The organism is Streptococcus sp. 27098_8_73, from assembly GCF_041432495.1.
Taxonomy (GTDB): domain Bacteria; phylum Bacillota; class Bacilli; order Lactobacillales; family Streptococcaceae; genus Streptococcus.
Window position 1 is genome coordinate 81176 of sequence record NZ_JAPVZT010000005.1, and the last position, 26945, is coordinate 108120.

Sequence of the window (26945 nt, forward strand, 5' to 3'; positions counted from 1 at the left end):
TTGCTCCAATGAAAAGTACTCCGTTAAAAAACTGTCTGCTCCTCCAAAGTAAACTTGACATTGTCCTCAATCCACTTGCGGCGTGGTTCGACCTTGTCGCCCATGAGGACATTGACGCGGCGTTCGGCGCGGGCCAGGTCCTCGATAGTGACACGGATGAGGGTGCGGGTTTCGGGATTCATGGTCGTCTCCCAGAGCTGGTCGGCATTCATTTCACCGAGCCCCTTGTAGCGTTGAAGAGTAGCTCCTTTGCCAAACTTGCGGCGCAGGTCGTCCAGTTCGCCATCGGTCCAGGCATACTCGACGACTTCGCTCTTGCCCTTACCCTTGGACATCTTGTAGAGAGGCGGCAGGGCGATATAGACGCGGCCAGCCTCGACCAGCGGGCGCATATAGCGATAGAAAAAGGTCAGCAGCAAGGTCTGGATATGGGCACCGTCGGTGTCCGCATCGGTCATGATGATGATCTTGTCATAGTTGGCATCCTCAAGGGTAAAGTCTGACCCAACACCAGCTCCAATCGTGTAAATCATGGTGTTGATTTCTTCGTTCTTGAGAATGTCAGCCATCTTAGCCTTGGCGGTATTGATAACCTTACCACGTAGGGGCAGGATAGCTTGGAACTTACGGTCACGGCCTTGCTTGGCAGAGCCACCGGCAGAGTCACCCTCGACCAGATAGAGTTCGTTCTTGGCTGGATTCTTGGACTGGGCCGGAGTCAGCTTACCAGACAGCAAGCCCTTGTCTTTTTTATTCTTCTTGCCATTCCGACTTTCGTCACGCGCCTTGCGGGCCGCTTCTCTAGCATCTCTGGCCTTGATGGCCTTGCGGATAAGGTTAGATGCCAGCTCACCATTTTCCAAGAGGAAGAAAGTCAGCTTGTCAGAGACGATGGAGTCCACGGCCGGACGAGCTAGAGGGCTGCCCAGCTTGTCCTTGGTCTGTCCTTCAAACTGGAGGTGTTCTTCTGGTACGAGGATGGACAGGACAGCAGCCAGACCCTCACGGTAGTCCGAGCCTTCCAGATTCTTGTCCTTTTCCTTGAGCAGACCTGTCTTTCTGGCATAGTCATTCATGGCCTTGGTAATGGCTGTCTTGAGTCCCGTCTCATGGGTACCACCGTCTTTGGTGCGGACGTTATTGACAAAGGACAGGATATTGTCCGAGTAGCCATCGTTGTACTGGAGAGCCACCTGAACTTGGAAGCCGCTCTCCTCGCCCTCGAAATAGAGGACAGGCGTCAGGGTTTCCTTGTCTTCATTGAGATAGCTGACAAAGTCTTCAACCCCGTTTTCATAGTGAAACTCTACTTCTTCGCCAGTCCGCTCATCAGTCAGCGACAGACGGACATTCTTGAGCAGGAAGGCTGATTCCTTAAGCCGCTCCGCAATAGTGTTGTACTTGAAGTCTGTCGTTGAAAAAATCGTATCGTCCGGCATGAAGGTCACCTTGGTTCCAGACTTGGACTTAGGCGCGGTGCCGATTTTCTTGAGCGTAGTGACTGGTTTTCCACCATTTTCAAAGCGCTGCTTGTAAACAGCTCCGTCGCGCGTAATTTCCACTTCCAGCCAGCTGGACAGGGCATTGACAACAGAGGATCCTACACCGTGGAGTCCACCCGAGGTCTTATAACCACCTTGACCAAACTTCCCTCCAGCATGGAGAACGGTGAAAATAACCTCAACCGTGGGAATGCCCATCGCGTGCATGCCGACTGGCATACCGCGTCCGTGGTCTGCGACAGTCAGACTGCCGTCTTTGTTGATGGTCACATCAATCCGGTCACCGAAGCCTGACAAGGCTTCATCGACTGCATTGTCCACAATCTCCCAGACCAGATGGTGAAGTCCCGCTCCGTCGGTCGATCCGATATACATCCCTGGACGTTTGCGGACCGCATCCAACCCTTCTAATACCTGAATGGCATCGTCATTGTAATTGTTAATATTGATTTCCTTTTTTGCCACAAGGAACCTCCTGCATGATAGTCATCCTTATTATCTTACAAGTTTTTAGTAAATTTTGCAAAGTTTTTTTCTACAAAATACCCTTTAAAGGCTGATAGAATCTGGATTTTAAGTGATTTTGGAGAAAGGCAGCTTAGCTGCAGGCGTCAGACTAGACAATTCACTTAAAATATTCTTATCATAGTCCTTTGTCCACGTTCCAAATCATGGTATAATAAAATCATGATGAACACGATACTTGGATTATTACTAGCATATTTATTGGGCTCTATTCCGACAGGTTTGTGGATTGGACAGATTTTCTTTAAAAAGAACCTCCGCGAATACGGCAGTGGCAATACTGGCACGACCAATACTTTTCGGATTTTGGGAAAGACGGCCGGCACTGCCACCTTTGCCATTGACTTTTTCAAGGGTACACTGGCAACGCTACTGCCGCTTTTCCTGCATATTGAAGGGATTTCACCACTGATTTTTGGCCTCTTGGCTGTGATTGGACATACCTTTCCAATCTTTACTGGCTTTAAGGGCGGCAAAGCCGTGGCGACCAGTGCAGGAGCTGTTCTGGGCTTCTCACCCGCTTTCTTTGTCTATCTGATATTGATCTTTGTGACAACCCTCTATCTGGGAAGTATGATTTCCCTTGCCAGTGTGATTTCTGCAAGCGTGGCTATCCTGTCTGTCTTGATTTTTCCTGCTTTAGGTTTTATCCTACCTAGCTATGATTTCCTCTTTACCCTGATTATCATTCTCTTAGCAGCCATTATCATCCTTCGTCATCGGGACAATATCCAGCGAATTCGAAATAAAACTGAAAACCTAATCCCTTGGGGCATCAACCTGACCAAGCAAAATCCAAAAAAATGAGAGTGGGACAGAAATCGGTAATTCGTTAGAATTCGATTTCGTCTTCCCACCTCCGCACAGTTGAGTAGGGCTGTAAATGCTGATGAAATCAGCGTAGTAGAGCCCACTCAACCACTTCGTCTTACTCGACAATCCAAAAAACAATTGAGAGGCTAGGACTTTTGTCCCAGCCTCATTTTTTTTAATCTTTTTGAGTTTTTTTCAGGCCTGCTGCACCCAGCATTCCGAATACCAAGCCAAACATAGAAAGAAGGAAAGGATTCTTGCTTCCTGTTTTCGGAAGAGTTCCTTGTTTGCTTGCTACTTCTGTCGGACGAACCTGTGCTGGAGCTTGATAGGTTGCCTTATTAGCTGCTGGCTGAGCTGTATTTGGCTTTTCAACAGCAGGTTGTTCTTGTGGTTTTGTCTCGGGCACAACCGGATGATTAGGTTGGCTTGGAACCACTGGATTGCTTGGTCTTGTTGGAACTGTTGGATTAGTTGGGTTGGTAGGATTGGTTGGATTTGCTGGGTTGCTTTGTCCAGGCTTAGAAGCGGCATCTTTTGGATCAGTACCCTGCTGGATTTCCTCGATATCTGTGTAACCATCTCCATCTGTATCCTTGCTAGCAGACATAGAAATCGTGCGAGAATTTGGATTGATTGCTGCATAAGCTGTCAAATCTGCACTTTCCAGATATTCTGCAAAGGCCACGTCCATAGATGGACCTTCCTCACGCGCACCACCTAGCATGGTATAACCATCACCACCAGCTGCTAGGAAGTCATTGGTTGTCAGGTAATAGGTCTTAGCCAAGTCAAGGGCTTCATAAGCACCTGTTTCTTTATTTTTGATTTCAATGCGAAGAATTCGTTTCTCTGCTGGCAGAGTTGTGTCATAGTAAACTTTAGCACCAGAGACTTGCAAGAAACCGCCGCTTGGCTCTAGCAATGGTTGGCCGTTTTCATCCAAGACAGGTTTTCCATCTTTTTCTTGCAGGATTGAGCCTAAAGATTTGGCAAACATATCTGCGATATTCTGACCTGTTACCTTGATTTGAGAAATGGTATTTCCAAAAGGCAATACAGCGATGACACTTCCCTTTGTAATTGGCTTGTCTTTGGCAATGGTTTCCCGTAGGCCACCGCCGTTGGTCACAGCCAAGTCTGTTTTGTTGGCAAAGCCTGTTTGGCCGTATTTGTAAAGGGCATCGGCTACCACATTCCCCAGATTGGTTTCTCGAACGCGGACATTTTCACGGTCCCCGTTAAGCTCCACAGGACTCTTGGCTACAATTACCTTGGCATTTTCTGCATCGTATTTTTCCTTAATTTTCTTAACCATCTCTGCTACAACTGGATCTGGACTAGCTTTTTTAGCTGTTGCAGCTGGGATTTGCTGAGGATCACCCAGAAGTTGGTTGGCCTTGAAAGTAACTTTACCGATATTGTGCAAATAGCTACCAGTCTGGTTGTAGGTCACATTTTCACCGTAAGTAGTGGACTCTACTGTGTGAGAATGGCCGTCAATCACTGTAACGCGCTTGCCCTTCAGCTTAGCATTTTTAGAAAGGGCTTCAGCCAAGGTAGAACCGCGCCATTCAACTGGTGTCGTAGTATCCACACCCAAGTGAGCCAGAACGACATAGTTTTTATAAGTCTTGCCTTCAGCTGCTGCACGCGCTTCAACTTCGTCAATCACTCGATTAACCTCTGTGATTGGATCCGCGAAAGTCACACCTTGAATATTTTTCGGGTGCGTTTTTGTAGCTGTCTCAGGAGTGGTCACCCCAATCACGACAAACTCATCACCTTCTACATTCTTATCCTTGTCCACAATAGTTGATGCTTGGAACACACGGGCATTGTTGGCATAAGTATTAGCACTGAGAAGTGGGAAATTGAGGATTTCTTTGTATTTTTTAGCCTCATCCAAACCAAAGTCAAATTCATGGTTACCGACCGCCATAGCATCATAGCCGATTTCATTGAGGATCTTCGCGCGCTCTTCCCCTTTGGAGCTGTTAGAAATTGGCAGACCTTGGAAAGCATCTCCTGCATCTACAACCAGTGTTTGAGGATTTTTCGCACGTTCTTCCTTGATAACTGTTGCAAGTTTGGCATCTCCGATAACACCTTTTTCTTCGACGATACGACCGTGCACATCGTTTGTATGAAGAATGGTAGCTTCAGGCAAGCTTGCGTCGGACGCTCCTGATACATCTTGAGCATTAGCTGCGATGGCCGCATTAACACTAGCTTCATCGGCAGAAACTCCACCTTCTTGCGCCAAATCCGTTTCAGCCGGTTTTTGAGCTGGTTCGTCCACATTTGCAACAGCAGTTGCTGGCTGAACCTCATCCGCAGCAACTTGATGGTCCAAAAAGGCAGGTGCCAACAGAACCGTTGACAAAACAGGTAAAATAAGATGCTTCTTTTTCATAAATAAAAGCTCCAGTCTATGTTTTTTCTATTATTATACTGTTTTTTTTGTAAAAAGGAAATGCTATTTCAGGCTAATCTTTTTTCTGATAAAAAAGAGGCTGGGACAAAAGTCCTAGTCTCTCAATTGTCTTTGGATTGTCGAGCAAGACGCAGTGGTTGAGTGGGCTCTACTACGCTGATTTTATCAGCTTTTACAGCCCTACTCAACTGTGCGGAGGTGGGACGACGAAATCGAATTCTAACGAATTACCGATTTCTGTCCCACTCTCTGACTTTATATGAATACCTACTAGGCTTGGAAGACGATTTCTCCATTGCAGATGGTATATTTGACTTGGCCTTTCAGCTCTTCGCCAACAAAAGGTGAATTGGCTGCCTTGGAGGCAAAATGGTCGGAAACCAGACGGTCAGCTTTAGGATCAAAAATAGTGATATCCGCTGGGCCTTCTTCGGCTAGAAAACCAGCATTAAAATCGTAGAGACTAGCTGGATTGACTGTCATTTTCTCCAAAAGTTCCATCAAGCTTAGATGACCAGCCTCAACCAAGTAGGTCAGCCCCAGAGAAAGCGAGGTCTCAAGACCAGTCATACCAGAAGGTGCTTTAGTGATGTCTTCAACATTTTTCTCATCAGCGTGATGTGGAGCATGGTCCGTTGCAATGACAGAAATAACACCAGACTTGAGCCCTTCGATAACGGCCAGACGGTCCGATTCTAAGCGCAGAGGCGGATTCATCTTAGCATTGCTGCCCTTGGTCAATAGCAATGCTTCTGTCTTAGAGAAGTGCTGAGGTGCTGCTTCAGCGGTGACTTGAGCACCTAGCTTCTGAGCGAATTCCACTACCTTTACACTCTCAGCCTTGGACAAATGCTGGATATGAACATGAGCCTTGGCATCATAAGCAATCATGACATCGCGGGCAATCATACTGTATTCGGCCACACCTGTCGCGCCACAGATATGAAAATGCTCTTTGGCGATATGCTCATTGAAACCAAGGATGCCGTTGAGATTAGGATCTTCCTCATGCAAGCTGATAAAAGTATCGTTTTTGCGTGCTTCTACGAGGGCTTGGCGGACAATCCCAGCGTTAGTCAGCGGAATTCCGTCATCTGAGAAGCCAACGGCACCAGCTGCCAAGAGCGCTTTAAAATCTGTCAAATGCTGGCCATCAAAATTCTCAGTAATGGTCGCGACCGACTTGATATGGATATTTTCACGACTAGCCGACTCTAGCACTTCTTTCAGGGTTTCAACTGTAGAAATAGTCGGATTGGTATTGGCCATCATAACAACCGTTGTGAAGCCGCCCGCTGCCGCTGCCAAAGCTCCTGTGTGAATGTCTTCTTTATGGGTCTGACCTGGCTCCCGGAAATGAACGTGAATATCGACCAGACCGGGGGCAACGACCAAACCACTAGCATCTAGGACTTGGGCATCAGCCGCTTCCAGATTTTGGCCAATTTTAACAATTTTCTTGCCCTCCACCAGCACATCACACACTTGATCCAGACCAGTTTTAGGATCCATCACACGGCCATTCTTGATTAGTAGCATTTTGTATCTCCTTTATTCGTAAAAATCGACCTGCGTGTCGAGCAGTTTATCACCATCATAAACAAATTTGGCTGAAAAGAAGGGCTTATCCTCCAGCAGCCATTCAACAAAGGTATGATCCCCTTCCCAAGTCGGCTTTGAAAGAACTTGATCGTAAGGCACCCATTCCAGCGTCCCTTCATTGCAGTCAATCAGTTCCCCCTCAAACTCAGTCACCTTGAAAACATAGGTGTACCAGTCCAGGTCAGGAGTGAATTCTGGAAAAGTAATAACACCTTTTAAGACAGGTTTAGCCTTTAGACCTGTTTCCTCTAGAATTTCACGTGCCGCGCATTCCTGCGGGGTTTCTCCTCGCTCTAGCTTGCCACCGACTCCAATCCACTTTCCTGCATGGACATCATTGGGCTTTTTGTTGCGGTGCAGCATGAGAAACTCACGCCCATTATCGATATAACAAATTGTTGCTAACTGAACCATACTACCTCCTATGCTAACCAATCAATTGGCTCCAAGCCCTTAGCCACTAAGAAATCATTGGTTCGTGAAAAGGGTTTGCTGCCAAAGAAGCCTCGGTAGGCAGACAGCGGACTTGGGTGCGCTGACTCGATTATCAAATGTTTCGAATTGCTTATCAAGACTTTTTTCTTGCGGGCGTATGACCCCCAGAGGATAAAGACAACTGGATCAGTCTTCTCATTGACGACCTTGATAATCGCATCCGTAAAAGGCTCCCAGATTAAACCGGCATGCGCATTGGCCTGACCAGCAGGCACTGTCAGTCCAGCATTGAGTAAGAGAACACCTTGCTGAGCCCAGGAAGTCAAATCATGTGACTCTTTCACTCCGATATTGTCAGCCAGTTCTTTGAGAATATTCTGCAAAGAAGGCGGAGCTGGAATGTCATCAGGAACCGAAAAACTCAAGCCTTGCGCCTGTCTCGGTCCGTGGTAGGGATCCTGCCCCAAAATAACCACCTTAACATCCGCTAAATCCGTCGTCTGAATTGCATTAAACACCTTTTCTCGAGGTGGGTAAATGGTTCCCGAAGCATACACTTCGTCTAAAAAATGATTGATTTTTGCAAAATAACCTTCTGGCAGTTGCTCCTTAATCAAAGCATGCCAAGCTGAATGCTGCATATATGTCTCCTCTCATTTCCTACGCTAAAATTCTCTTACCTAATCCACCTAAGCGCTCTTCTTAGTTCTGTGGTGCCATTTTCCAGAAAACAAGAACCATGGGCTAGGATAATTTTTTTTGCTTGCCAAGCTAACATCCGCTCCAAGCACCCCTTGGCTTCTTTTTGATGACCGATAAAGGTCATACGGTAGTCAATAGGCGTCTGCCCATCCGGAGCTGCAACTCGAACTAGTTTATAAAACTTACTGCGAAGTGGACTTGGAAAACGGTCTGTTTCAAAATTCTCTATCAAATCTGTCAAAATCAGGGTTTGACTGTCCCTATGAAAAAAGACAACTTCCTCAATATAAGAACTTCCCTTGAAAACTAACTGATCTATCTGGTCTGCCCAAGCTTCAGGAGCCTCATCCGCCAGCTTTTCATCAAAAGAAACTGGTATTTTCTGCTTGGCTGCTCTCTCCTCAACTCCTGGGCTAGACCAAGCAATTGCCTCAGGATAACGCTTCTTCCAGTCAGCTATATAGGCATAGTGAATCTTATTAGGTGAAACGAGGTGTGCGACTGGTCCCAAAGTGTCCAACTGGTCAAACAAGGCTTGATTTGGCTGGATTGGTGAATGACACCAGAGCTGGCCATTTGCTAACTTGATGACAGTCATACGGGTTGAAAAGGGCAACTTTGTCAGCACCGCGTCCATCTCAATCAAATCGCCGTCGACAATCCAGATATTTTCAGCAATAGGCTTCAAGCTATAAAGCGGTTCATAGATAGGAACAGGTCTTATCATTTCAAAGACTCCTTCTTTCTAGTCCAAAAGCGAAACTTCCCTAGAGCTTGAGGATACTGGGCTAATCCTAGGGCGGATAGAATCAGAATCTGTGGCAAAAACTGAATCAGATAACGGGTCTTGCCTCCTTCGAAAATTTGCAAAAAGAGAAGACCACCAAAGACTGACAAGATCAAGAAATTCAAGGAATCGTTTGGTCGGTATTTCCAGAGGGCAAAGACCAGCCCCAAAGCCATGACAATCCAAACTGCCTGCTTGAGCAGCGAATAAAATCGAAAACTATCCTTATCAGAATTGAGGAAAAAGTCACGGATAAACTGGGCGAATGCATTGTCTTTTGTGAACTCATAAAGCGGTGAAATATAGGGTGTTTTTTCATTTTCAACACTGCGATAGAGCCAACCCAAGTTCCCTTCAGCAACCGTCAAAGAGTGTTTATAATACAGGTGTTGTAGAAAGGTCAATGGGGTGTATTCTTTCAGACGGCGCTTGATTTCTTTGATGACATTTTCCCTTGCAAACATGCCGTTATTGTAGTCAGCCCGCTTGTCGGGTTCCACGTATTGCAAGAGCCCTTCCTTCATGTCTTCCTGATCGTGACCGATATTGGTTAGGCCCAGATTGATGAAAAGCAATGGCCCTTTGGCCAGTCCTTCACCTTGGATGATCGGCACTTCGGTCTGATGAGCTAGGCCATAATGAAGGGGAAGGTAGCCTGCTGAAAAGCTTAAAGTAAAGACTGCAGCAGTCAAGAAAAACTTTTTCCAGTTCTGTCTCAAAAACAAAACTCCAAAAACAGCAATCAGCAGAATCATCACTGTCGGACGAATCAAAAAGGCAAGACTGGTCAGAATTCCTAATAAAAAGCTTCTAGAAATGATTTGGCGACTATTCCCCTTATTTTCCAACAGACTCAGAGCCAGAAAAATCTGCAAACTAATCAAAGGCAAGGGGGGAATGTCTGTGTACATGGACATGTAGTAAGGCGAAAATCCGACCAAAGCCACATAAAGGATAAAAACCGCATCTGCTGTAGCCTGCGAAAAGTATCGCTGACAGCCTTTGTAGAGGATCCAAGTCGCAATATTGACGTAAAAAAGATTGAGTCCCTGCATGATCCAAAGAGCTGCTTCGCCAAAGAGATTAAAGAAGAAACGCTCATAGAGAAAGAGGGGCAGATTATTAGGATTGCGCGTCAGGTAGCTGGAAATAGAGGACTCCTTCAGGTACTTAAAAGCCCCTGTGAAAACCACCGCTGCATCCCGTCGAATCAAAAGCTCAGCCGATAGGAGCATGATGAGCTGAAAAAGGAGAGCTGCTAAAGCAATGGCCAGCTTGTGCCTCATCAAAAAATGATAAGACTTTTTAAGCTGAAACCGATAGCGATTCGCTAAGATCGCCAAGACTCCAAACAAAATCAGAGCCAAGCTACTCAACTGCGACACATGAAAAATAGCTGTAAACAGCCAATGAAGACTCAATACCAGCATGATTTTTTGTAGAATCAAAAAAGTGATATGATAAATCTTAGACATGGCTTTATTATAACAAAATCAGGCACTTTTTGCTATTTTAAAAAGTGAGCATAGGCCAAGTAAATCCTAAAAAGGAGACAGGAACATGCTAGTCCCGCCTCCTCGTACCTTCTTAATTTTGCCAGTTTTCTTGATCGTCTTTAAACTTCTTCAGCAAAGTCAATCCTTCTGCATTGATGTAGCCTTCTTGCTCAGCCAAGTGGATAAGTTCTGTGTAGTTTGATAAAGTCACCAACTTCACGCCTGCATCCGCAAAGTTCTTATCCGCCTTTGGCAATTCGTAGGTGAAGATAGCTGCAGCACCGATTACATCTGCTCCTTCACGCTTGGCTGCCGCAATAGCATCCAAGACAGAGCCGCCAGTGGAAATCAAATCTTCAATCACAACCATCTTTTGACCAGGAGCTACCCGGCCTTCAATCTGATTGCCCGCCCCGTGATCTTTTGGTTTACTGCGGATATAAGCAAAAGGCAGATTCATCTTGTCGGCAATGATAGCACCGTGAGGAATACCCGCCGTTGCTGTCCCCGCAATCACTTCCACATCAGGAAATTCAGCACGAATTTTTTCGACAAAGCCATTTTCGATCAAAGTCCGAGTCTCTGGGTAGGCCAAAGTCACTCGGTTATCTGTGTAAATCGGTGATTTAATCCCAGAAGCCCAAGTAAAAGGCTCCTCCGGTTTCAAGTAAACCGCTTTGATTTTTAACAAGTCGCATGCAATATCGTTGGCTAAAGTCATTTTTCACTCCTTATACATCTGTTATTCGTTTCATTTAAAATTCTTATTTAGCTATTCCACTGTTTCTTAATTTCGTGATAAGCATCCCAAGGATTCTCAGCCTGAATAATCGGGCGACCAACTACAATATAATTGCTGCCAATTTGGTGGGCTTCCTGCGGTGTCATGACCCGCTTTTGGTCACCAATTTCAGCACCTGCTGGCCGAATACCCGGCGTCACGCAAAGAAAATCGTCCGCCGTAGCTTCCTTGATCAGCTCAACTTCCAAGGCTGAACAAACAACCCCATCCAGCCCAGCTTCCTTAGCCTTGCGGGCATAATTTACAACGGATTCTTGCACGGTTGTTTGGATATTTTGGCAGTCGCGCATGTCTTTTTCACTGGTCGAAGTCAACTGGGTCACCGCTACTAGCTTCGCATTGTCACCGAGAACTTTTTTGGCCTCCCGCATCATCTCAACGCCGCCAGCTGCGTGAACCGTCACCATATCAATGCCAAATGTTCCCAAAACAGACATAGCTGAACGCACGGTATTAGGGATGTCGTGCAATTTCAAATCAAGGAAAATACTATGTCCCAAGCCTTTCAGATAATGCACAATTTCTGGACCAATGGCATAAAAGAATTCCATGCCGATTTTGACGTACAGCTTTTCATCTTCAGGAAAATGCTCCAGAAAGTTTTTGACATCATCAAAAGATGGAAAGTCTAGGGCAATAATAGGACGTTCTTCACGCATGCAGTTTTTCTCCTTGCTTTTTACTTACTGTAAAGATGATTACAATCATAGAAAAAACCTTGCCCGAGAGCAAGGTTACACGAAAATGTGGCAAAATCTGCCATTTTAAACGTATGTGCCTTAGAGCCTCTCTGGACTTCTTTAAAGGTTTTATCTTAAACATTCTATAATTTACTGGGAAGTTTGTCAAGAGAAAATCAAGCTTAAAGTAAATTTTCTCTGACTTCTTTTCTCAAGCTTTCTAAGCTTTCAATGCCGTATTTATCCATGACTTGCGGAAGCTTTTCTATAATGTTAGGACAGGCATAAGGGTCGGTAAAATTCGCTGTTCCGACGCCGATAGCTGATGCGCCAGCGATAAACATCTCCAGCGCTGCCTCTGCCGAGTCAACTCCCCCCATGCCAATGATTGGTAGTTTGGTGAATTGAGCGACCTGACGAATCAGCTTGAGTGCTACAGGAAAGACAGCTGGACCAGACATGCCACCCGTTCCATTAGCAATGATCGGCCGCTTCGTTTTCAGATCGAAACGCATTCCCACCAGGGTATTGATCATGGTCAGTCCGCTCGCGCCCGCATCTTCTGCCGCCTTGGCTACTTGGGTAATATCTGCTACACTAGGGGTCAATTTGACATAGACTGGGACTTGGGAGGCAGCAACTGCTGCTTTTACCGCTTCATAGGCGAGCTCAGGGACTTGCCCGATTAAAAGACCCGCATTGCCATGATCCACATTGGGGCAGGAAATATTGAGCTCAATCGCTTTGACATTGGGAGCTTGGGAAATTTTCCCAGATACATAAGCATATTCTTCATTGGAAAAACCAGCCACATTGGCAATAATCGGCAAATCTGGATAGTGCTGAGCCAACCAAGGAAGTTTTTCAGCCAAAACGGCATCGACACCTGGATTTTGGAGGCCGATAGCATTGAGCATGCCAGCTGGCGTTTCAGCCACACGGGGCGTTGGATTGCCAAAGCGGGAATCTTGCGTCGTCGCCTTGATCATGATAGAGCCCAGTAGATCCAAGTCATAGTATTTGGCATACTCCTGACCGAAGCCAAAACAGCCTGATGCTGGAATGATTGGATTTTTCAGCTCTAAGCCTGGCAGAGAAAGTTTCAAACGATTTTCAGTCATTTCCTTATCCTCCTAAAGCACGATAGTCCCAGTCTCAAAAACTGGACCGTCTTCACAAACCCGCTTATTGACCGCTTCATCCTGACCTGCTACATGAACGACGCAGGCATAGCAGGCGCCCATTCCACAAGCCATCCGAGACTCCATCGATAGATAGGCATGGGGATGATCGTGAAATTTCCGATCCACATACTGGAGCATACCGGGCGCACCACAAGAATAGACCGCAGCAAACTCATCTGTCAACTCATCGACAATCGTTGATACATAGCCCTTTTGACCATAACTGCCATCATCTGTAGTGATAAACAACTGACTGCACTCACGAAATTCTTCTTCCAAAATAACCGCAGATTGATTGGCAAAGCCTAATACTGCTGTAACGTGGGCACCCTTAGCATGCAGTTCTTTGGCCGTTTGTAAGAGAGGAGGCACACCGATACCACCACCAATGATCAAGACCTTGTCGCCCTTTTCTACCGGAGACAAATCAAAGCCATTTCCCTGAGGCCCCATGACATCAAGATAGCTACCAACAGGAAGCTGAGAGAAAATGGCCGTCCCGCCACCTTCGACCCGATAAATAAGTCGGCAGATTTGCTGCTCCCGATCAATCTCCGATATGGAAATCGGCCGCCGCAGCAGCTTGCTATCATCTGGCACTCGGATATGCAGGAATTGCCCAACCTGCATCTGACTCACCATCTGGCCTCTCAGGCGCATCGAAAAAATCTGAGGCGCAATTTCTACTTGCTCCAGCAGCTCCATCTGCTCCAGCATAATCTTGCCAAATCTCTTTTTACAACTGTCACTAACCATGACAACCTCACTTTCTACAAGAAAAAAACCTCGCCACAGCAAGGTTTTGCAAAAAACGAGGCAGTCAAATTGCCCCTTATACCGTTTTCCCTACCTTGCAGCCTCACTGGACTTGTTTAAAGGTTAAATTGTAAACATTATATCGTTAGAGATGAGGAATGTCAAGGCATAAAAAATATTAGAATTTTCAAATGTTCTCTAAGAAATCACAGTCTTACCAGCTCTTGTCAAATTCACTATTTGCATTTGCCAGATAAAAACTGCCATCTTCCTGCCGCTTGAAAATCAAGGTTACTGAATCATATTTTCGTTCTATATTTCTAAAGTTTCTATAATTGGCCCGTAGTGATAAGGGGCTATCGCTCATGCCACTTCCATAAATATTAAGTTCTGAAGGAAGGCCAAAACGCTCAATAACCTCTTGATAGGTCATCCCGCCTTTGCCATGCTGGCTATCACCTACTATTAATGTATCCATATCTTCTGGCTTCCACTTAAAGACAAATTCGTCTTTCGTCGCTGAAGGATAGTTACTGTCATCTAAATATACTGCACTTTTACTTATCAAATAATAGTTCTTGCCATTCGAATCAGGGTCATAAAAAACCAAATTGATTTCCTGAGGATGTCCCGATGAGCCATATCTCGGAACATATATAATTCTTGTCTTATAAGTTAGTGTCAATCCTTTTGTAGCAAAACTCACAGCTGAACCCTTACCGTATTTCGCAATGACCTCTTCTAAAGTTGGACTATTAGTCCCCCCATTTTCCACCTTGAGCTCTACAAAATTATCCAATGTCCAATTAAAAGCAAACTTCTCTTCATCTTCCTCAACAATTTTCTTTTTCAGTTCCTTTTGTTCTTGGGTCAATTTTGATTCATCATCATTTTGCTGACTAGCCGAGCTATCTCCACTAACTGACGAGGCTCTATCGTCATATTTGTACTTCAATTCAGCTTTATTAGGAACCTGTTGCGATAAATAATAGAAGCCAAAGAACAAAGCAAAAGAGATTGCCAAACAAAGAAGGGTAAAAGCCAAGCTAATTCTTTTTTTCTCCTCCTTCATCGTCATCATTCTGAGCTCTTCTCGTTTTAGCTTTTGTTGACGATAAAGGTCTCTTTTGATCTCTCTAAACGAATGAAGATTACGTTTTTTCTTGCTACTTCTCCTCATTTTCCTCCTCTTTCTTATCGATTTAGTTTACTCACTTTCTTTAGACACCAAACGCCATCTTCCATCTTCTTGCTTGTAGAATTCTAAATGAACTCTTTTCAATTGTTCTGGATTTTGCCAAGAATGCGGATTAACATAATCAACCCGCATCTTCAGCTGATTGTCGTCTCCAGAAATCGTCTGATGTAGAGGTAAGCCAACTTTTAAAACAATCTCATCATATGGTGTACCCTTGTCCGTTCCTTCTCTAGCACCAATAACAAGACTATCGATGTATGCTTGCGTCCATAAAAAGGATCTTTTAGGATTGTTATCCACCTGAATTTTATCACTTGAAAGGCTAAAATGGTATTTTGAAATGAGCTTATAGACACCATCAAATTGAGCAAAGGTTAAAGATACATAGCCCATACTACCATTTTTCGATTTCCAGATAAGGCGAATATGTTTTTGAACTTTATGATTTGGCAAAAAATCAATCCAGGCCCCACCTTGAACTGGTTTCCCAAATTCCTTTAAAACATCTTTCAAGACGGCTCCGCCCTTGTATTTGTTCATGGGAAGCGCGACTGCCTTTTCAACTGTCCAAAGAAAGGGACCGCTTTTTTCTGGAGAAACGATAAGACTTTTAGCGAATTGTTCTGCTTCAGCTTTCTCATCTTCCAAACTATTTGATGACGAACTAATCTGGCTAGACGGAGTTGGCATCTGCTTGGCTTTGCTTTTTCCTGATAGAGAAAGTGTCAAAAAAACTGTTCCAATGATAGAAAATACAACAATAGCTACTACCATGAACGGCAAAAACTTAGACTTATGGGTTTCCTTTTCTAGCTCAAAAGCAATATCTTCAAACGAATCTTCTTGTCTCTTCATCACTGCTCCTTATCAGTCTAAAAACTTATCATATCATGAATAGGTTAAGATTGCAAAATGTACTTCAGTCTGTTTATACAGAAGAAAGCCCAAATTCCCCGTCTTTTCTGCTTGCTTTGGTTACCTAAGGAGACCATCAGTCTCCCTATCTTTCTATTCTATCGATATGACTAGTAACTGTCGTCAACCGAAAGACGCCATCTTCTTGACGATGAAAGATTAAATGAACCCATTCATTATTATATCTTTCATCTGAAGTTAAGTATTGGAGTTCCAAGCCAATATGCTGCCTATCAGCCGCATCCAAGTGAGAAATAACAACTTCTGATTCTCTAGGTAGACCAAATAATTGAATGATTTCTTCATAGGACATGCCAGGATTGCCTGTACTCTCGTCACGAACTTGTAAACCTGCAATTTCATCCTTTGTCCAGAGATGGGGACTATCTCCCTGAGGCAAAGTTGGATAGGCCTCATCAAGAATATTCGCGCTCTTTCTAATTAGATGATAGCCTGCTCCATCTTTTTCAAATGTTAACCTTAAACTACTATGATGGCCTTGAATAATCTCACTTGTATAGTTTAATTCAATATTTCCATTGCTCTCAGTATAAAAAAAGCTTGAAGCCTTGCCATGCTTTTCAAGGATTTGATTCAGAGAAGCTCCGTTTTGACCAGCTGCAGTATCCTTTATTTGCAGATTGACGATGTCATCAGTTGTCCATGTAAAACGAGAGTTTTCTCTATCAACAACTTTCTCCTCTAACAGAAGCTCCTCTGATGACTTTTGATAGACAGACGAGGACATACTCTTTCGCTCCAAATCCTTATAAACAGCTTGACCTCCCCACATGATCATCACCTTCCCAAGTGGAATCATTAAGCAAATTGTCAAAAATACTATAAAAATAGTGATGGGTAGTCCTACCGAACGATTTTTATAGTCATCCTCTTTGGCCATATCGCCCTCCTTATTTCCTTCATTTTAGCATAGGAAACTTTAGCAAGCAAACATTTTCTAAACTTCTGATTTATCAGGAAAAAATCCCCAGTTTGTGATAAAATAGACCTATGAGAATTCAACAATTACACTACATTATTAAAATCGTCGAGACAGGCAGCATGAATGAGGCTGCCAAGCAACTTTTTATCACCCAGCCTAGCTTGTCCAACGCTGTGCGAGATTTGGAAAATGAAATGGGCATCGAGATTTTCATTCGTAATCCCAAAGGAATCACCTTGACTAAGGACGGCATGGAGTTTCTTTCCTATGCTCGCCAAGTGGTGGAGCAGACTCAGCTTTTAGAAGAGCGATACAAAAATCCTGTCGCTCACCGCGAGCTTTTTAGCGTCTCTGCCCAGCACTATGCCTTTGTAGTCAATGCCTTTGTCTCCCTGCTTAAAAAAAGCGACATGGAGAAATACGAGCTCTTTCTGCGGGAAACTCGGACTTGGGAAATTATTGACGACGTGAAAAACTTCCGCAGCGAGATCGGTGTCCTCTTTCTCAACAGCTACAACCGTGATGTCCTCTCTAAAATGCTGGATGATAGCCATCTGATTGCGACTCATCTCTTCACAGCACAGCCCCATATCTTTGTCAGCAAGTCCAATCCGCTGGCCAAGAAAAAGCTGGTACAACTGTCGGACTTGGAAGATTTCCCTTATCTCAGCTATGACCAAGGGACTCACAATTCCTTCTACTTTTCTGAGGAAATTCTCTCTCAGGAGCACCATAAAAAATCTATCGTAGTCAGCGACCGTGCAACCCTCTTTAATCTTTTGATCGGTCTGGACGGCTACACGATTGCGACCGGTATTCTCAACAGCAACCTCAACGGAGACAATATCGTCTCCATCCCTCTGGATATCGATGACCCAATCGAGCTGGTCTATATCCAGCACGAAAAAGCCAGCCTGTCCAAGATGGGCGAGCGCTTTATCGAGTATCTGATTGAGGAAGTACAGTTTGATAAATAAAGTAAAACACCTGAAACAAGCATCGAATGCTCACACCAGGTGTTCTTTTTATTGTCGTAATTTGCCCAAAACTTCCCCAATCTTGCCTTCGATGACGAGGTCAGCTTGCTTGTCCTGTGGAATGCTGGTCTTGTTGATAACGACCAGATACTTGCCAGCAAAGTACTGGATGAGACTGGCTGCGGGATAGACGACCAAGGAGGTACCTCCGATGATCAGCAGGTCGGCTTGATAAATGGCCTGGGCAGCTTGCTGGAAAGTCTCCATATCCAAGGACTCTTCATAGAGAGTCACATCTGGCTTGATCATGCCGCCGCAGTCAGGGCAGTAGGGCACTGTTCCAGGCAGAGCAAGAAAAGCCTCCAAATCATAAAAGCGCTGACAGCCTAAACAAAAATTTCTATCCGCACTGCCGTGCAGCTTGAGGACATTTTTTGAGCCAGCCATTTCGTGCAGGCTATCAATATTTTGCGTCACCACAGCCTTGAGCTTGCCGGTCTTCTCCAGATGAGCCAGATAGGCATGAGCCGCATTGGGCTTGGCATCTGGATAGAGAAGGTATTTCTTGTAAAAGTCAAAAAACTCCTGTGGATAGCGCTCAAACATGGTATGCGAAACTAGCTGCTCTGCTGTAAAATGCCGACCCAACTTGACACTATAAATCCCATCCGAACTGCGAAAGTCAGGGATATTGGACTCGGTCGAGACGCCCGCCCCACCGAAAAAGACGATATTCTGACTTTGGTCAATCATGTCTTGCAACTGCTGTATTTTATCCATTTTCCTCTCCTGTCAATAAAGCTCTAACCAAGCGGTTTGCCTCATCAAAATAAAAATGTTCCCGATCGTAGACAATCCCTGTAAATCGTGCCAAGTCCACCAAAATATCCATAAAATGCTGGGATGAAAAACCGGTTGTCCGATATAATTCTGCCTCATCAAAGGGCTTAATCAGATGAGCCAGCGGATTTCGGACTGACTTCTCCAATTCCCTCAGCTGTCTGACCTCTTCCTTGACAGACTCCGGCAGATCCAAATGCAAAATCAGCTCTGTCAGACTGGATGAATTGACCGTGCTTTCCGCATGAAAGACCTGTAAGGCAGCATAATCCGACTCCCGCATCCGTTCAAACTTCCAGCGGTCATAGCTGGCTTCACGAGAATTATGGATAAAGTGGTCAATATCAGGAATTTCCAGCTTGATCAAGCGCATGAAAATCCGATAAATCGCTGGGCTGACCGCTCGAACGAAGTCAATAATCTGCTCGTTGCGCAGCTTGGCTTCCAAATCGTAGAGATAATTGGCTAGCTGCTCGTCAGCCAAATCGGTATGACAAAAAAGCTGAAAACCGCTTTGCGTCTGCAAGGCAGTCTTCAACTCTTCATCCATGGCTGGCAGAATATTGAGCTCTCTTCGCTCTGCCAGAATAGCCAATAGGCTGGTTACAATCGAGGAACTTCCCATCAATTTCTGCGCCAGTTTATAGGCATAAGCATAGTCATAACGGGAAATCGCAAAGAGAATTTCCTCTTTTAAATCTAGATTCATGCTTAATCAATCAAGGTTTCCAAACCAACCTTCATCATATCAGTGAAGGTATTTTGCCGTTCCTCTGCTGTCGTATCTTCGTCAGGATTGACCAAGCTATCAGAAATAGTCATGATGGCAAGCGCATCTACTTGGTGCTGGGCAGCCAGATAGTAAAGGGCTGCAGCTTCCATTTCAACAGCTTTCACACCCCATTTGCCTAGCTCGATATTTTTCTCAAAATAGTTCGAATAGAAAACATCTGACGACAAAACATTTCCGACATGGGTCGTCATGCCCAGATCTTTAGCGATATGATAAGCCTTGTCCAGCAAGTCAAAGCTGGCAATCTGCGGAAAATCGTACTGAGGCCAGTCATTGCGGATAATGTTTGAGTTAGTCGCAGCCGCTTGAGCTAGAACCAATTCACGAACGTGAACATCTGCATTGAGGGAACCAGCCGTTCCCACACGAATTAGCTTTTTCACACCGTAGTCCACAATCAACTCACGCGCATAGATAGAGATTGACGGCATTCCCATGCCCGTTCCCATGACAGAAACCCGCTGACCCTTATAGGTACCAGTGTAGCCGAACATGTTCCGCACTTCGTTAAAGCAAACGGCATCTTCTAGGAAATTTTCCGCAATAAACTTAGCACGAAGCGGATCACCCGGCAAGAGAATTTTATCAGCAATCTCACCTTGTTTAGCAGCAATATGGATAGACATAATTTTATGATACAAAGAGCGACAAGAAAACGACTGAAAATTAGGAATCTGACGAGAAATCCTGATTTCTCAGTCAGATTATCTATTTTCCGAGTTTTCCGCTCGTGTTCAAATTTGAACACACGCTCTACCTTTCTTTTTTTAAGATTCAGGATAGCGATAGAGAACCAATCAAAAATAGGAAATCCGACAAAGATGCAAGGCATCTAGGAGGATTTATCTTTTTTACAAAGCCTCTAGCCCGAGTTCAATTTAAACTCAGACGCCCTTCCTTTCTGTGTTTTTAGAAAAGTTTCCCGCTCGTGTTCACATCTGAACACCTCACTCTACTTTTCTTTTTTAAATTTTATATAGTTAGGCAAAATCAGACTCAATCAAGACCCCGATGAGTCTTCTTTTCTTTGTTTCAAACAGTTATTGATAAATTGATAGTATTTTCTATCTTCTAAGTTAAAGCCCTGACCAGAAGAAACTGTCGTTCCCTACCTTATTGCTCTATTCTTTAACTTTCGCCGTAATAGGTTAGCCCAAGGAAAACGGTCTAACGCTTTTGCAAATTCATGAGCTAAGAAAGCCGTTACTAATAGATAAGGAAGAGAATCTAAACCCAGACCAGTAAATCCTATTACTAATCCGGTTGCAGACAAGGGAGCCCTCAAGGTCACAGACAAAAAGCAAACCGAACCTAAAAGTAAGATGAATGGCTGGTTGCCATCACCTAGAATCATGCCCAAGAGAGCAGCTCCAGCCATCCCCAAGGCAAAAGATGGCGTAAGAGTACCACCATAGGCCCCTGCCCAAAGGATAATAAGAACGACCACTGCTTTTAGGAAAAACATGAGAAGCACTGTCTCACCACTGCTACCATTTAAAATTTCCTGAGCCATCATGCGCCCATTTCCAAGTAGATGTGGCAAATGACTTACCAGACCAACAAGGAAAAGAAAAGCTAAGGGTAGAGTGAGGAGTATCCGTTTATCTTTTATTCTATTTGAAGATGCTTCTTTGTTTAGGCAACCAAAAAGCCAAGCCAGAGGCGTTAGAAAAAGAAGTAATAAGGGGATAATCCACATTTCCCTTAGTGACCATGTGATGGATGGAATCTGGTAGAGAGCATGATTTGAAATAACTAGGCCTGCTGTATAGGTAGACACGTAGGTAGTCAAACCGACCAAGAAAAATCGTTTGAGGGATAAAGCAATCCCGAGGGTTTCAAAAACGAAAAAAACACTTGTTAATGGAACCTGATAGACAGCCGCTAAGCCAGCTCCTGAACCACAAGCAATGAGAAAGATCCGATCCTTCGTAGAGAGAAAGCATATTTTTCCTATTGGTCCTGCAAATAGAGCACCAATCTCCCGCGGTGCAGCTTCTTTACCAATAGGTGCTCCTCCTCCAACTGCAATAATCTGCCAAGTTGAGTGAAATAGCTGTTTTAAAAAATGAAGCTTGTATTGTGCAGTCTCATCCTTCAACTGCGCTTTGATGGAAAAAATCTTTGTTTTCTTTTGCAATAAATACCAGACAAAGGACGAGCTGACGCCCACAATTATTAAATTTAGTCCTATCCGTGACGAGGAAACTCCATCTGTCAAGAATCCAGTTTTATGTTCTGACTGACCAAAAGCTAGCTCCTCTACCATCTCTAAAAGATAATGGAGAAATATACCAGATAAACCCGAAACTATTCCTTGCAGAATCACTGCTAGGAGTAACTTAAGATTATAAGGGATCCTCTGAAAAATACTCTTCAATTCTTTTAGCATAATTACAATTCAGCAAGAATCGCTTTAAGTAGTCGTTTGAAATCACCTTTGACACGTTCTGTTACTTCAACCACTTCCTCGTGATTAAGCTCTTCTTGGAAACCAGCAGCAAAGTTTGTAATGCATGAAATTCCGAGGACTTTCAAGCCTGAGTGGGCAGCCACGATGACTTCTGGAACAGTAGACATGCCAACTGCATCTGCTCCGAGTGTCTTATAAGCACGGATTTCTGCTGGCGTTTCGTAAGTTGGACCGGTAACACCGATATAGACACCATCATCCAGCTTAATACCAAGCTTATCAGCGACTTGATGAGCAGTTGCACGGTATTCTGGAGTGTAAGATTTAGACATATCAGGGAAACGTGGACCAAATTCATCCAAGTTTTCACCGATCAAAGGATTTTGACCCGTCATGTTGATATGGTCTGAAATAGCCATCAAAGTACCAGGACCATATCCAATACCACCGGCAGCATTTGTCACAATAACACCTGTCGCACCAAGAGCCTTCATCACGCGCACCGGGAAAGTAACAACTTCGAGAGGATTTCCTTCGTAGAAATGGAAACGACCTTGCAGTGCCAAGACTTTGCGCCCTGCCAAATCTCCATAGACTAATTTACCAGCGTGCCCAACGACAGTTGAGCGGCCCCAGTTTGGAATGTCCGCATAGTCAAGACTAACGGCATTTTCAATTTCAGACGCCAACTCTCCCAAACCAGATCCCAAAATCAGACCAAACTCAGGTTCCGTCATGCCTTTTTCTTTCAGAAAGGCTGCCGTTGCTTTGGTTTTCTCAGATAATGTTGTCATAAAATATTTCCCTCACTCTTTATGCTTATACCAATTTGTCCAAGAAGCTTTCACCAATCATGGCCTTATCCACACAGAAGTTGTCAGCGATGGTTGCTGAAATGTCCGCAAAATGTCCGACAGGCAAGTGACCATTCCCCTTGAGGGATTTACCAAAGACCAAGAGCGGAATGTACTCACGAGTGTGGTCGGTTCCGGCATAGGTCGGGTCATTACCATGGTCAGCGGTAATCATGAGCAAGTCGTCTTCACGCATGTTTTCAATGATTTCTAGCAAGCGAGCGTCAAACTCCTGCAGACAATCACGATAGCCATGCGGATCACGACGGTGACCATAAAGAGCATCGAAGTCTACCAAGTTGGTAAATGAGAAGCCATGCTTGAAATCCTCAGACTGGATAGCCTTGATCAGATTGTCTACACCATGATTATTGGACTGGTTGTGTCCCATGTCGTGGTTGATACCTGCACCATTGAATATGTCGTTAATCTTACCAACTGAATAAGTATCAATGCCAGCTTCATTGAGCTTGTCCAAAACAGTTGGCTCAAATGGAGAAACTGCATAGTCATGGCGATTGGCTGTACGAGTGAAGTTGCCTGGCGTACCTACATAAGGGCGAGCGATGATACGGCCCAAAAGCGCAGGGCGTTCCAAGGTAATAGAGCGAGCGTATTCGCAGATACGATAGAGCTCATCTAAAGGAATTATCTCCTCATGAGCTGCGATTTGAAGTACTGGATCTGCAGAAGTATAGATAATCAATTCGCCAGTTTCCATCTGACGAGGCCCGAAGTCGTCAATAACTGCCGTGCCAGAATAAGGTTTGTTAGCCTCACGAATAACTTTGCGACCAGAAAATTCTTCAATTTTAGTCAAGATTTCCTCTGGGAAGCCATTCCAGAAAGTATCAAAAGGCTCAGTAATGTTCAGACCCATGATTTCCCAGTGACCTGTCATCGTATCTTTACCTAAAGAAACTTCTTCTAATTTAGTATAGTAACCACTTGGATTGTCCTCAGCTGGTACAGTTTTCAAGGCTTGCTCACGCTCGATATTGCCCAAGCCCAGCTTAGCCATATTTGGCACTTCTAGGCCGACTGCTTTGGAAATATGTCCCAGAGTATCGGAAGCTCCATCTGGCACCCCTGCATTAACAAAATTGTTAGCATCTGGTGCTGCCCCAATACCGACTGAGTCCATAACGACTAAGTGAATACGATTAAATTTTGACATGAAAACCTCTTTTCTAGTTGTCTGTTTCTAAAATGTTCACGCCACCTTGACCAGCGACGATCACCTTGTTGACCATTTTGGTGAAAAGGCCGTGCTCAACAACGCCCACGATATGATCTAATTCTCGGCCAAATTCGACTGGATTTTCGATTATACCTAGATCTAGATCAATAATGAAGTTCTGCATATCCGTGATAAAACGTTGGCCATTTTTTTCACGGAAACTTGGCTTGTAGCCTGCCTCTACAAAACGACGGAAAACTTGCTCCGCACCATACTGCACTACTTCGACTGGCAGCTTGAAAGCACCTAGCTTTTGAACCAATTTGCTCTCATCGACCACCCAGATGTAGTCCTTGGAAGGTGTCGCGACAACTTTCTCCATCAACAGGGCCCCGCCTCCGCCTTTGATGCCGTTGAACTGAGGATCCACTTCATCAGCTCCATCAACGGTCACATCGACCTGATCCACTTCATCAATGGATTTCAGCGGAATGCCCAAGCCTTCTGCTTGCTTGCTGGTCACGCTAGAGGTTGTGACTGCAGTAATCTGCAAGCCTTCCTCTTTGATACGTCGACCAATTTCCTCGACAAAATAGTAAGCAGTCGAACCTGTTCCCAGACCGACCACCATCCCGTCTTCGACAAATTCAGCAGCCTTGATGCCTGCTAGTTTCTTTAGAGTTTCCATAGCACCTCCTCAAATCAACTATGTTTAGTATATCACAATTCTTTGAAATTTGAAAGTGTTTTCAGTTCTTTAAACGGTTCTTCACATTTTAATGGTGCTCCATTTCACGAAAATCTCCTTAAAATCTTGCTCCTAGTTCTATTTTACGCTACAATGAAGATAGGCAAATTACTAAAAGAAATACATATTTCAAGTAGTAAGCTATAGAAAATCTGAGGAGGTTGTTATTATGCAGCAAGAAAATAAAGTTCTAGGTATTTTAGCCATTGTCTTTGGAGCAATCGCTTTACTTGGCTCCTGGATACCAATCATCAATTATCTATCTTTTTTTATCGGTACCATTGCTCTTATCCTGGCTATTATCGGTCTCATTATTAACCAAAAGAAACCGAAAACTTTGGCCATTATTGGCTCTGTTATTTCCTTTTTCTCCTTAATTATCGCACTGGTCACTCTATCATTCTATTCCCGTATGTTCAATGAAGTGGGAAAAGGACTTGATGCTCTGACAAACTCTTATAGTTCCTATTTTGATTCGTCAGAAAGAAAAATAGAAAAAGAAGAAGAAGAAAGTACGAAGTTTACATGGACAAAAGCAGAATTTGATGCACTCAAAGAGGGCGATATTTTGAAAAGAGGTGCAGGTGGAACAAAATACGACGACGTCATTCGCGACCACGGCAAACCAACTGACGAAACCACTTCCACTGTCAGCGGCTCTGAATTAAAAACCATCACCTACTTACCAGAAGGAAGCAAATATCAAGCCGTCATCCTAACTTTTTCAAAAAATGAAGACGGTTCTTTCCTACTGACTAGCAAGATAGGAACAGGTTTAGAATAAAATAAATTTCCTACCCGACAGCTGTTTATATTCTACCAATATTTGAAAGAACTCTAGCCGTCAGTCGCATTTTACTAAGACACAAGGATTTAAATACCACTATACCAATTAATGCAAAGCAAGGACAAAATGATGTAAAAGTCTCAGAAAGTCTTGAATAATTTTGGGCGGATACTTGCAAAATAGATTTCCAGAAAGGATATACATGATAACACGAGAATTTGATACCATCGCTGCCATTTCGACCCCTCTTGGGGAAGGAGCCATCGGTATCGTCAGACTAAGCGGGACTGACAGCTTTGCTATTGCCAAAAAAATCTTTAAAGGCAAGGACCTAGACAAAGTTGCCAGCCACACACTCAACTACGGTCATATCATCGACCCTCAAAATCTGGAGATTCTGGATGAGGTCATGGTCGGCGCTATGCGCTCTCCCAAGACTTTCACCCGCGAGGATATCATCGAGATCAACACCCACGGCGGGATTGCGGTGACTAATGAAATCCTACAGCTGGCTATCCGAGAAGGGGCTAGAATGGCAGAGCCTGGCGAGTTTACCAAGCGGGCCTTTCTCAATGGGCGCGTAGATTTGACTCAGGCTGAGGCCGTTATGGACATCATCCGCGCCAAGACAGATAAAGCCATGAACAATGCTGTCAAGCAGCTGGACGGCTCTCTTTCCGACCTTATCAATAGCACCCGTCAGGAAATTCTCAACACACTGGCTCAGGTCGAGGTCAACATCGACTATCCTGAGTACGACGATGTTGAGGAAGCAACGACGGAAATCATTCGTGAAAAAACGCTAGAATTTGAGCAACTTCTGACCCATCTCCTCAAAACTGCGCGACGAGGCAAGATTCTGCGCGAAGGAATTTCGACTGCTATCATCGGACGGCCTAATGTCGGCAAATCCAGCCTACTCAACAACCTTCTGCGCGAGGACAAGGCTATTGTGACCGATATCGAGGGGACAACTCGTGATGTGATCGAGGAGTATGTCAATATTAACGGCGTACCGCTCAAGCTTATTGATACCGCAGGGATTCGGGAAACGGATGATCTTGTAGAGCAGATTGGCGTTGAGCGCTCTAAAAAAGCCTTGCAGGAAGCTGACTTGGTTCTCTTGGTTCTCAATGCCAGCGAGCAACTAACTGACCAAGACAAACAATTGCTTGAAATCAGCCAAGACAGCAATCGCATCGTCCTGCTGAATAAGACTGACCTTGAAGAGAAGATTGAACTAAACCAGCTACCAGCAGATGCTATCAAGATTTCCGTCCTCCACAACCAAAATATTGATAAAATCGAGGATCGTATCAATCAGCTCTTCTTTGAAAATGCTGGCATTGTCGAGCAAGACGCCACCTATCTGTCCAATGCTCGCCACATCTCTCTCATCGAAAAGGCTGTCGAAAGCCTGCAAGCCGTCAATCAGGGACTGGAATTAGGCATGCCAGTGGATCTCCTCCAGGTCGATTTGACTCGTACTTGGGAAATCCTTGGTGAAATCACTGGTGACGCTGCACCAGACGAGCTCATCACCCAACTCTTCAGCCAATTCTGCCTAGGAAAATAA

25 protein-coding genes are annotated in these 26945 nt (G+C 44.5%); 4 read left to right on the forward strand and 21 right to left on the reverse strand.

The genetic code is table 11. The features are described from left to right. Window positions 1-23 precede the first annotated feature (23 nt). Complete coding sequence (parE, locus tag O3651_RS04875) at window positions 24-1967, reverse strand: DNA topoisomerase IV subunit B (RefSeq protein ID WP_371609736.1); 1944 nt, start codon at window positions 1965-1967, stop codon at window positions 24-26. Window positions 1968-2189: 222 nt separating this feature from the next. On the opposite strand from parE, the gene plsY reads away from it, so the two are divergent. Further along, window positions 2190-2834 (forward strand): glycerol-3-phosphate 1-O-acyltransferase PlsY, encoded by a 645-nt coding sequence (gene plsY, locus O3651_RS04880; RefSeq protein WP_371609737.1) that lies wholly within the window; start codon window positions 2190-2192, stop codon window positions 2832-2834. Window positions 2835-3015: 181 nt separating this feature from the next. Here plsY and nt5e read toward each other — a convergent pair whose 3' ends face one another. The 13 genes from nt5e to O3651_RS04945 form a co-directional block, all read right to left on the reverse strand. Then, the gene (gene nt5e, locus O3651_RS04885) at window positions 3016-5256 is read right to left on the reverse strand and encodes a cell surface ecto-5'-nucleotidase Nt5e (protein ID WP_371609738.1); all 2241 of its coding nucleotides are present in this window, start codon (window positions 5254-5256) and stop codon (window positions 3016-3018) included. A gap of 291 nt (window positions 5257-5547) precedes the next feature. Further along, a complete protein-coding gene (locus tag O3651_RS04890; protein WP_371609739.1) occupies window positions 5548-6816 on the reverse strand; it encodes a dihydroorotase in 1269 nt (422 codons plus the stop codon). Window positions 6817-6828: 12 nt separating this feature from the next. After that, entirely contained in the window at window positions 6829-7293 is a 465-nt protein-coding gene (locus tag O3651_RS04895) for an 8-oxo-dGTP diphosphatase (protein WP_002904550.1), read from the reverse strand. An 8-nt stretch (window positions 7294-7301) separates the two neighbouring features. Beyond that, entirely contained in the window at window positions 7302-7955 is a 654-nt protein-coding gene (locus O3651_RS04900) for a uracil-DNA glycosylase (protein WP_371609740.1), read from the reverse strand. 35 nt (window positions 7956-7990) lie between these two features. Beyond that, window positions 7991-8743 carry a DUF4336 domain-containing protein gene (locus tag O3651_RS04905; RefSeq protein ID WP_371609741.1) on the reverse strand — a complete coding sequence of 251 codons (753 nt, stop codon included), beginning with the start codon at window positions 8741-8743 and terminating at the stop codon, window positions 7991-7993. Further along, window positions 8740-10278, reverse strand: a complete 1539-nt coding sequence (locus tag O3651_RS04910; RefSeq protein WP_371609742.1) for a glycosyltransferase family 39 protein — start codon at window positions 10276-10278, stop codon at window positions 8740-8742. The genes O3651_RS04905 and O3651_RS04910 overlap by 4 nt, the downstream gene beginning before the upstream one ends. Window positions 10279-10390: 112 nt before the next feature. Then, window positions 10391-11020, reverse strand: coding sequence for an orotate phosphoribosyltransferase (gene pyrE / locus O3651_RS04915; RefSeq protein WP_371609743.1), 630 nt, complete (start codon window positions 11018-11020; stop codon window positions 10391-10393). 47 nt (window positions 11021-11067) lie between these two features. After that, entirely contained in the window at window positions 11068-11760 is a 693-nt protein-coding gene (gene pyrF / locus O3651_RS04920; protein ID WP_371609744.1) for an orotidine-5'-phosphate decarboxylase, read from the reverse strand. Between the two features lie 203 nt (window positions 11761-11963). After that, on the reverse strand, window positions 11964-12902 hold the full coding sequence (locus O3651_RS04925; RefSeq protein ID WP_371609745.1) for a dihydroorotate dehydrogenase: 939 nt from the start codon (window positions 12900-12902) through the stop codon (window positions 11964-11966). A 12-nt stretch (window positions 12903-12914) separates the two neighbouring features. After that, entirely contained in the window at window positions 12915-13721 is an 807-nt protein-coding gene (locus O3651_RS04930) for a dihydroorotate dehydrogenase electron transfer subunit (RefSeq protein WP_371609746.1), read from the reverse strand. 214 nt (window positions 13722-13935) lie between these two features. Next, the gene (locus O3651_RS04935; RefSeq protein ID WP_371609747.1) at window positions 13936-14901 is read right to left on the reverse strand and encodes a hypothetical protein; all 966 of its coding nucleotides are present in this window, start codon (window positions 14899-14901) and stop codon (window positions 13936-13938) included. 27 nt (window positions 14902-14928) lie between these two features. Continuing rightward, window positions 14929-15774 (reverse strand): hypothetical protein, encoded by an 846-nt coding sequence (locus O3651_RS04940; protein WP_371609748.1) that lies wholly within the window; start codon window positions 15772-15774, stop codon window positions 14929-14931. A 145-nt stretch (window positions 15775-15919) separates the two neighbouring features. Further along, on the reverse strand, window positions 15920-16735 hold the full coding sequence (locus O3651_RS04945) for a hypothetical protein (protein WP_371609749.1): 816 nt from the start codon (window positions 16733-16735) through the stop codon (window positions 15920-15922). A 110-nt stretch (window positions 16736-16845) separates the two neighbouring features. On the opposite strand from O3651_RS04945, the gene O3651_RS04950 reads away from it, so the two are divergent. After that, window positions 16846-17754, forward strand: a complete 909-nt coding sequence (locus O3651_RS04950; RefSeq protein ID WP_005589634.1) for a LysR family transcriptional regulator — start codon at window positions 16846-16848, stop codon at window positions 17752-17754. A 48-nt stretch (window positions 17755-17802) separates the two neighbouring features. On the opposite strand, the gene O3651_RS04955 is transcribed toward O3651_RS04950, so the two are convergent. The 7 genes from O3651_RS04955 to rpiA form a co-directional block, all read right to left on the reverse strand. Further along, a complete protein-coding gene (locus tag O3651_RS04955; protein WP_371609750.1) occupies window positions 17803-18534 on the reverse strand; it encodes an NAD-dependent protein deacylase in 732 nt (243 codons plus the stop codon). Next, window positions 18527-19303, reverse strand: a complete 777-nt coding sequence (locus O3651_RS04960) for a hypothetical protein (protein WP_371609751.1) — start codon at window positions 19301-19303, stop codon at window positions 18527-18529. Before O3651_RS04960 ends, O3651_RS04955 begins: the two co-directional genes overlap by 8 nt. A gap of 2 nt (window positions 19304-19305) precedes the next feature. Next, window positions 19306-20013 (reverse strand): purine-nucleoside phosphorylase, encoded by a 708-nt coding sequence (gene deoD, locus O3651_RS04965; RefSeq protein ID WP_015604594.1) that lies wholly within the window; start codon window positions 20011-20013, stop codon window positions 19306-19308. Window positions 20014-20495: 482 nt separating this feature from the next. Beyond that, complete coding sequence (locus O3651_RS04970; RefSeq protein ID WP_371609752.1) at window positions 20496-21779, reverse strand: chloride channel protein; 1284 nt, start codon at window positions 21777-21779, stop codon at window positions 20496-20498. Window positions 21780-21781: 2 nt separating this feature from the next. Next, window positions 21782-22594, reverse strand: a complete 813-nt coding sequence (locus O3651_RS04975) for a purine-nucleoside phosphorylase (RefSeq protein WP_371609753.1) — start codon at window positions 22592-22594, stop codon at window positions 21782-21784. A 25-nt stretch (window positions 22595-22619) separates the two neighbouring features. Next, window positions 22620-23831, reverse strand: a complete 1212-nt coding sequence (locus O3651_RS04980) for a phosphopentomutase (protein WP_371609754.1) — start codon at window positions 23829-23831, stop codon at window positions 22620-22622. 13 nt (window positions 23832-23844) lie between these two features. Then, window positions 23845-24522 carry a ribose-5-phosphate isomerase RpiA gene (gene rpiA / locus O3651_RS04985; RefSeq protein WP_371609755.1) on the reverse strand — a complete coding sequence of 226 codons (678 nt, stop codon included), beginning with the start codon at window positions 24520-24522 and terminating at the stop codon, window positions 23845-23847. A gap of 229 nt (window positions 24523-24751) precedes the next feature. On the opposite strand from rpiA, the gene O3651_RS04990 reads away from it, so the two are divergent. Further along, a complete protein-coding gene (locus O3651_RS04990) occupies window positions 24752-25366 on the forward strand; it encodes a CD20-like domain-containing protein (RefSeq protein ID WP_371609756.1) in 615 nt (204 codons plus the stop codon). Window positions 25367-25571: 205 nt separating this feature from the next. Continuing rightward, window positions 25572-26945: a tRNA uridine-5-carboxymethylaminomethyl(34) synthesis GTPase MnmE gene (gene mnmE, locus O3651_RS04995; protein ID WP_371609757.1), complete on the forward strand. Its 1374-nt coding sequence runs from the start codon at window positions 25572-25574 to the stop codon at window positions 26943-26945.

What these genes read in the sequence shown, in the direction of transcription:
- O3651_RS04950 (WP_005589634.1), top strand. Translation starts at nt 16,846, where the DNA reads ATGAGAATTCAACAATTACACTACATTATTAAAATCGTCGAGACAGGC.
- pyrF (WP_371609744.1), bottom strand. Translation starts at nt 11,760, where the DNA reads ATGCGTGAAGAACGTCCTATTATTGCCCTAGACTTTCCATCTTTTGAT.
- O3651_RS04900 (WP_371609740.1), bottom strand. Translation starts at nt 7,955, where the DNA reads ATGCAGCATTCAGCTTGGCATGCTTTGATTAAGGAGCAACTGCCAGAA.
- O3651_RS04975 (WP_371609753.1), bottom strand. Translation starts at nt 22,594, where the DNA reads ATGACAACATTATCTGAGAAAACCAAAGCAACGGCAGCCTTTCTGAAA.
- nt5e (WP_371609738.1), bottom strand. Translation starts at nt 5,256, where the DNA reads ATGAAAAAGAAGCATCTTATTTTACCTGTTTTGTCAACGGTTCTGTTG.
- O3651_RS04925 (WP_371609745.1), bottom strand. Translation starts at nt 12,902, where the DNA reads ATGACTGAAAATCGTTTGAAACTTTCTCTGCCAGGCTTAGAGCTGAAA.
- plsY (WP_371609737.1), top strand. Translation starts at nt 2,190, where the DNA reads ATGATGAACACGATACTTGGATTATTACTAGCATATTTATTGGGCTCT.
- O3651_RS04910 (WP_371609742.1), bottom strand. Translation starts at nt 10,278, where the DNA reads ATGTCTAAGATTTATCATATCACTTTTTTGATTCTACAAAAAATCATG.
- O3651_RS04905 (WP_371609741.1), bottom strand. Translation starts at nt 8,743, where the DNA reads ATGATAAGACCTGTTCCTATCTATGAACCGCTTTATAGCTTGAAGCCT.
- O3651_RS04980 (WP_371609754.1), bottom strand. Translation starts at nt 23,831, where the DNA reads ATGTCAAAATTTAATCGTATTCACTTAGTCGTTATGGACTCAGTCGGT.
- O3651_RS04990 (WP_371609756.1), top strand. Translation starts at nt 24,752, where the DNA reads ATGCAGCAAGAAAATAAAGTTCTAGGTATTTTAGCCATTGTCTTTGGA.
- mnmE (WP_371609757.1), top strand. Translation starts at nt 25,572, where the DNA reads ATGATAACACGAGAATTTGATACCATCGCTGCCATTTCGACCCCTCTT.
- O3651_RS04940 (WP_371609748.1), bottom strand. Translation starts at nt 15,774, where the DNA reads ATGAAGAGACAAGAAGATTCGTTTGAAGATATTGCTTTTGAGCTAGAA.
- pyrE (WP_371609743.1), bottom strand. Translation starts at nt 11,020, where the DNA reads ATGACTTTAGCCAACGATATTGCATGCGACTTGTTAAAAATCAAAGCG.
- O3651_RS04895 (WP_002904550.1), bottom strand. Translation starts at nt 7,293, where the DNA reads ATGGTTCAGTTAGCAACAATTTGTTATATCGATAATGGGCGTGAGTTT.
- O3651_RS04945 (WP_371609749.1), bottom strand. Translation starts at nt 16,735, where the DNA reads ATGGCCAAAGAGGATGACTATAAAAATCGTTCGGTAGGACTACCCATC.
- O3651_RS04970 (WP_371609752.1), bottom strand. Translation starts at nt 21,779, where the DNA reads ATGCTAAAAGAATTGAAGAGTATTTTTCAGAGGATCCCTTATAATCTT.
- rpiA (WP_371609755.1), bottom strand. Translation starts at nt 24,522, where the DNA reads ATGGAAACTCTAAAGAAACTAGCAGGCATCAAGGCTGCTGAATTTGTC.
- O3651_RS04955 (WP_371609750.1), bottom strand. Translation starts at nt 18,534, where the DNA reads ATGGATAAAATACAGCAGTTGCAAGACATGATTGACCAAAGTCAGAAT.
- O3651_RS04930 (WP_371609746.1), bottom strand. Translation starts at nt 13,721, where the DNA reads ATGGTTAGTGACAGTTGTAAAAAGAGATTTGGCAAGATTATGCTGGAG.
- O3651_RS04890 (WP_371609739.1), bottom strand. Translation starts at nt 6,816, where the DNA reads ATGCTACTAATCAAGAATGGCCGTGTGATGGATCCTAAAACTGGTCTG.
- O3651_RS04960 (WP_371609751.1), bottom strand. Translation starts at nt 19,303, where the DNA reads ATGAATCTAGATTTAAAAGAGGAAATTCTCTTTGCGATTTCCCGTTAT.
- O3651_RS04935 (WP_371609747.1), bottom strand. Translation starts at nt 14,901, where the DNA reads ATGAGGAGAAGTAGCAAGAAAAAACGTAATCTTCATTCGTTTAGAGAG.
- deoD (WP_015604594.1), bottom strand. Translation starts at nt 20,013, where the DNA reads ATGTCTATCCATATTGCTGCTAAACAAGGTGAGATTGCTGATAAAATT.